The organism is Frankia sp. EI5c, assembly GCF_001636565.1.
In the GTDB taxonomy this organism is placed as follows: Bacteria; Actinomycetota; Actinomycetes; order Frankiales; family Frankiaceae; genus Parafrankia.
This window is the reverse complement of record NZ_LRTK01000134.1, coordinates 1-3,800: the sequence shown is the minus strand read 5'-3', so window position 1 is coordinate 3,800 and position 3,800 is coordinate 1. Positions and strand designations below refer to the sequence as shown.

General features: G+C 71.5%; 3 protein-coding genes and 8 pseudogenes. 7 read left to right on the top strand and 4 right to left on the bottom strand.

The window, feature by feature from the left end; translation table 11 throughout:
• From UG55_RS44550 to UG55_RS26405, 3 genes and pseudogenes are all read left to right on the top strand, one after another.
• Positions 1–105 (top strand): annotated as a pseudogene (locus UG55_RS44550) (undecaprenyl-diphosphatase); the annotation flags it as partial.
• A gap of 1 nt (position 106) precedes the next feature.
• Positions 107–183, top strand: a pseudogene (locus tag UG55_RS44545) (hypothetical protein); the annotation flags it as partial.
• 1 nt (position 184) lies between these two features.
• Positions 185–558, top strand: a 374-nt coding sequence (locus UG55_RS26405; RefSeq protein ID WP_304440457.1) for an undecaprenyl-diphosphate phosphatase, incomplete at its 5' end; no start/stop codon positions are given.
• Here the strand turns inward: UG55_RS26405 and UG55_RS44540 are convergent.
• From UG55_RS44540 to UG55_RS44525, 4 genes and pseudogenes are all read right to left on the bottom strand, one after another.
• A complete protein-coding gene (locus UG55_RS44540) occupies positions 511–906 on the bottom strand; it encodes a hypothetical protein (RefSeq protein ID WP_242425149.1) in 396 nt (131 codons plus the stop codon). The two genes, UG55_RS26405 and UG55_RS44540, sit on opposite strands and share 48 nt — an antisense overlap.
• A gap of 31 nt (positions 907–937) precedes the next feature.
• A pseudogene (locus UG55_RS44535) lies at positions 938–1,193 on the bottom strand (SPFH domain-containing protein); the annotation flags it as partial.
• 1 nt (position 1,194) lies between these two features.
• Positions 1,195–1,506, bottom strand: a pseudogene (locus UG55_RS44530) (SPFH domain-containing protein); the annotation flags it as partial.
• Position 1,507: 1 nt separating this feature from the next.
• Positions 1,508–1,874: pseudogene (locus UG55_RS44525) on the bottom strand (SPFH domain-containing protein); the annotation flags it as partial.
• A gap of 118 nt (positions 1,875–1,992) precedes the next feature.
• Between UG55_RS44525 and UG55_RS44520 the strand changes: the two are divergent.
• From UG55_RS44520 to UG55_RS26385, 4 genes and pseudogenes are all read left to right on the top strand, one after another.
• A pseudogene (locus tag UG55_RS44520) lies at positions 1,993–2,094 on the top strand (ABC transporter ATP-binding protein); the annotation flags it as partial.
• Position 2,095: 1 nt separating this feature from the next.
• Positions 2,096–2,440: pseudogene (locus UG55_RS44515) on the top strand (ABC transporter ATP-binding protein); the annotation flags it as partial.
• A 1-nt stretch (position 2,441) separates the two neighbouring features.
• The coding region (locus UG55_RS44510; protein WP_242425148.1) for an ABC transporter ATP-binding protein at positions 2,442–3,081 on the top strand (640 nt) is incomplete at its 5' end.
• A pseudogene (locus UG55_RS26385) lies at positions 3,078–3,800 on the top strand (ABC transporter permease); the annotation flags it as partial. The gene UG55_RS44510 and the pseudogene UG55_RS26385, both read left to right, overlap by 4 nt.

Below are 3,800 nucleotides of genomic sequence, written 5' to 3'. Positions count from 1 at the left end.
GTGATCGTCGGCTCGATCCCGATCGGGATCGTCGGCCTGCTGTTCAAGGATCAGATCGAAACGACCCTCCGTAGCCTGTGGTTCGTCAGCCTCGCCCTGATCGGGNGGAGCGGTGTCATGGCGTACGCCGACCACGTCGCCACCCAGAAGCGGCACGAGGACGACGTCACCTGGAAGGACACCNTGGCGATCGGGGTCGTCCAGTGCATGGCACTGATCCCGGGAATCTCGCGCTCCGGGTCGACGATGTCCGCCGGTCTCCTGCGCGGGATCGACCGGGTGACGGTGACCCGGCTTTCGTTCTTCCTCTCCATCCCGGCACTTTTCGCGGCAGCCCTGCTGCAGGTCGTGACCGAGTCGGCCAACATCGCGGCCGGTGTCGGCTGGACGGTCACCATCACCGCGACGGTGGTCAGTTTCGTGACCGCCTACGTCGCCATCGCGTGGCTGCTCAAGTTCGTCGCCCGGCACAGCTACAGCGTGTTCATCATCTATCGGCTCGCGCTCGGATCAGTGCTTCTCTTCCTGCTGGGGACGGGGCTCATCTCCCCGACCTGATTCCGGCCGCGGGCCGCGGCCGGCGGGTGGCGGCCCGTCGGTCCCCCGGCCCGTTCCGGTTCCGGTTCCGGTGCCCGTTCCGGTTCCGCCGGGTCCGGTTCCGCCGGGTCCGGTTCCGCCGGGTCCGGTTCCGGGTTCGGGCGGGTCGGGCGGGGTCTCGGCGCTGGGGCGGCCGCGTCTGGGGATGGCGCCGACGTCCCGCGGCAGCCGGCCACGTTCGGCGAGGGCCGCCCGCAACAGGTGCTCGATCTGGGCGTTCGTGCTGCGGAGCTCGTCCGCGGCCCAGCGGGCCAGTGCGTCATGCACGCCGGGATCGAGGCGAAGCAGGATCTTCTTCCGTTCGGCCACGTTTCTTCACCGAGCCCGGGTGCTCAGGTANAGAGCGATCCGGTGTTCACGACGGGTTGTGTGGACTGGTCGCTGCACAGCACCACGAGCAGGTTGCTGACCATGGCCGCCTTACGCTCCTCATCCAGTTCGATGACGTTCTCGCGGTCGAGCCGCGCCAGGGCCGCCTCGACCATGCCGACGGCGCCCTCGACGATCCGGGACCGGGCCGCGACCACCGCTCCTGCCTGCTGACGCCGCAACATCGCCTGGGCGATCTCGGGGGCGTAGGCGAGCCGGGTGATGCGNGATTCGATGACGCGGACCCCGGCCGAGGCGACTCGGGCCGTGATCTCGCGGGAGAGTCTCGCGGTGATCTCTTCCGCATTGTCGCGCAATGACATGATCTCGGGCGCGGCATCGTAGGGATAGCTGGTCGCGATGTGCCGGACGGCGGTCTCGGACTGGATGGCCACGAACGCGACGAAGTCGTCCACCTCGAAGACAGCCTGCGCGGTGTCCTCGACCTGCCAGACCACGACGGCCGCGATCTCGATCGGGTTGCCGTCGGCGTCGTTGACCTTGGCCACGCCGCTTTCGTGGTTGCGGATCCGGGTCGAGNCCTTCCGCCGGGTGGTGAAGGGGTTCACCCAGCGCAGGCCGGTCGTGCGGATGGTGCCGGCGTACCGCCCGAACAGGGCCACGACCCGGGCCTCCCCGGGTGCGACCGGGGTGAGGCCGCCCAGCGCGACCAGTGCGGCGATGAGGCCGAGCACGCCCAGAACGACCAGAACGGCGCCCGGCGCGGGGTGGTCACCGGCGGCGAGGGCGACGCCCGCGCCGGCGATCCCGGCACCGATCACGATTCCGATCACCGCCAGCAGCAGCGCGAGCAGCCCCGAAGCGTCGCGGGCGGGATGTTCACGGACGGCGGGCTCGGGCATGTCGACGACGTGATCGGTTCCGGGTTCTGCAGAGTGGGTGGCCATGGGTGCCTCCTGGTTCGTCGGGGCTCGCCGCGCCAAGCTCATCTTGATATCAATCTGATATCAGATTAACGCGCTACTATGTCGTCGTCCACGAGTCGGGGGCGACCGGAGGTGACTGATGGCGGACAGGCGTCTGGAGATCGACGACGTTCGCAAGCGCTACGGCGAGGTGACCGCCCTCGACGGGATGACCTTCGATGTGCGGGCGGGCGAGCTCTTCNGGTTCGTCGGCAGCAACGGCGCGGGCAAGACCACGACGATGCGGATCGTGCTCGGGGTGCTCGCGGCCGACAGCGGCGAGGTTCGGTGGGCGGGCCGTCCGGTCGACCTCGCCGCCCGCCGGCGGATCGGCTACATGCCCGAGGAGCGGGGCCTCTATCCGAAGATGAAGGTCGGCGACCAGGTCGTCTACCTGGCCCGCCTGCACGGGATGTCGGCACCGGCCGCCCGCCGCGGCGCCGAGGTGTGGCTGGAGCGGCTCGGGGTGGCCGCGCGCCGCGACGACGAGGTCCAGAAGCTCAGCCTCGGTAACCAGCAACGGGTGCAGCTCGTCGCTGCGCTGGTCCNCGATCCGGAGGTCCTGGTGCTCGACGAGCCGTTCTCCGGGCTGGACCCCGTCGCGGTCGACGTGATGAGCCAGGTGCTGCGCGAGCGGCGGGCGGCCGGGGTGCCCGTGCTGTTCTCCAGCCACCAGCTGGAGCTCGTCGAGCGGCTCTGCGACCGGGTCGGGATCGTCGCGTCCGGGCGCATGGTCGCCTGCGGCACGGTGGACGACCTGCGGGGGAGCGGTGCCGAGCAGATCATCGTGGAGGTGCCCGGCGCACCGCCCGACTGGGCGCTGGACCTACCTGGAATGACGGTCCGCCACACCGAGGGTGACCGAACCGTGGTCGACCTCGCGCCGGGCGCCGATGACCAGGATCTGCTGCGCCGGGCCCTGGCCGCGGGGCCGGTCCGGGAGTTCCGCCGCCGCCGACCGACGCTGGCCGAGCTGTTCCGATCCGCGGTGCACCCGGAGGGGGAACCCGGCACGCCAGGAGGTGCCGGGCCGCCGGATGGCACTGGCCCGGACCACGGGGACGGCGAGTCGGCATACCCGGGCGGTGGTGGATACCGACACGGTGCAACGACGCACGGTGCGACCCCGACACACGGTGCGACCCCGATACACGGCGATCCGAGCACGGCGGAGGAGACGGTGGCATGAGCACGGGATCCGGGGAGCCCGCGGGCGGTGCGGGCGGGTTCGCGGGTGTCCCGGCCCAGGGCGGCCCGGCGCGGGACGGAGCTGGGCCGCCTCGGCCCGCAGCGCCGGCACCCGCTGCGGACCCGCGCGCACCCGCCGGCCGGGATGACCGTGGCACGCCGCCGGCCCTGAGCTCCTGGACGGTGGTGCGGCTGGTCGCCGGGCGTGAGCTCGCCCTGCGGCTGCGTTCGAAGGTCTTTCTGATCACGACCGCCGCGGTCCTCGTGCTGCTCGTCGGCGTCGCGGTCGCCGTCAACCTGGTCGGTGGGCGGGACGCCGCCCAGTCGGTCGGTGTGCTCGCGGCGGAGTCCACGGTCGCCGGGTCGCTCGAGACGGTCGCCGGGAGCCTCGACGTCGACCTCAAGACCCGGGAGGTGCCCGACGAGACCACCGGGTTGCGCCAGGTCGCGGACAGCGACCTCGACGCGCTGGTCACCGCCGCGCCGAACGGCCTGCGGGTGGCGGTCAGGGAGAACCTGAGCGACGACCTGCACGCGGTGCTCACGGTGCTCGCGCGCCAGCAGGTTCTCGACAACGAGATCAGCGTGCTCGGCGGGGACCCGGCCCGGGTCGACGAGACCGTCGCCGCGGCCGGAGTGGAGGTCACCGAGCTCGACCCGGCACCGGCCTACCAGGACGAGCGTCTCGTGCTGGGCTTCGCGTCGGCAGTGCTGATCTAC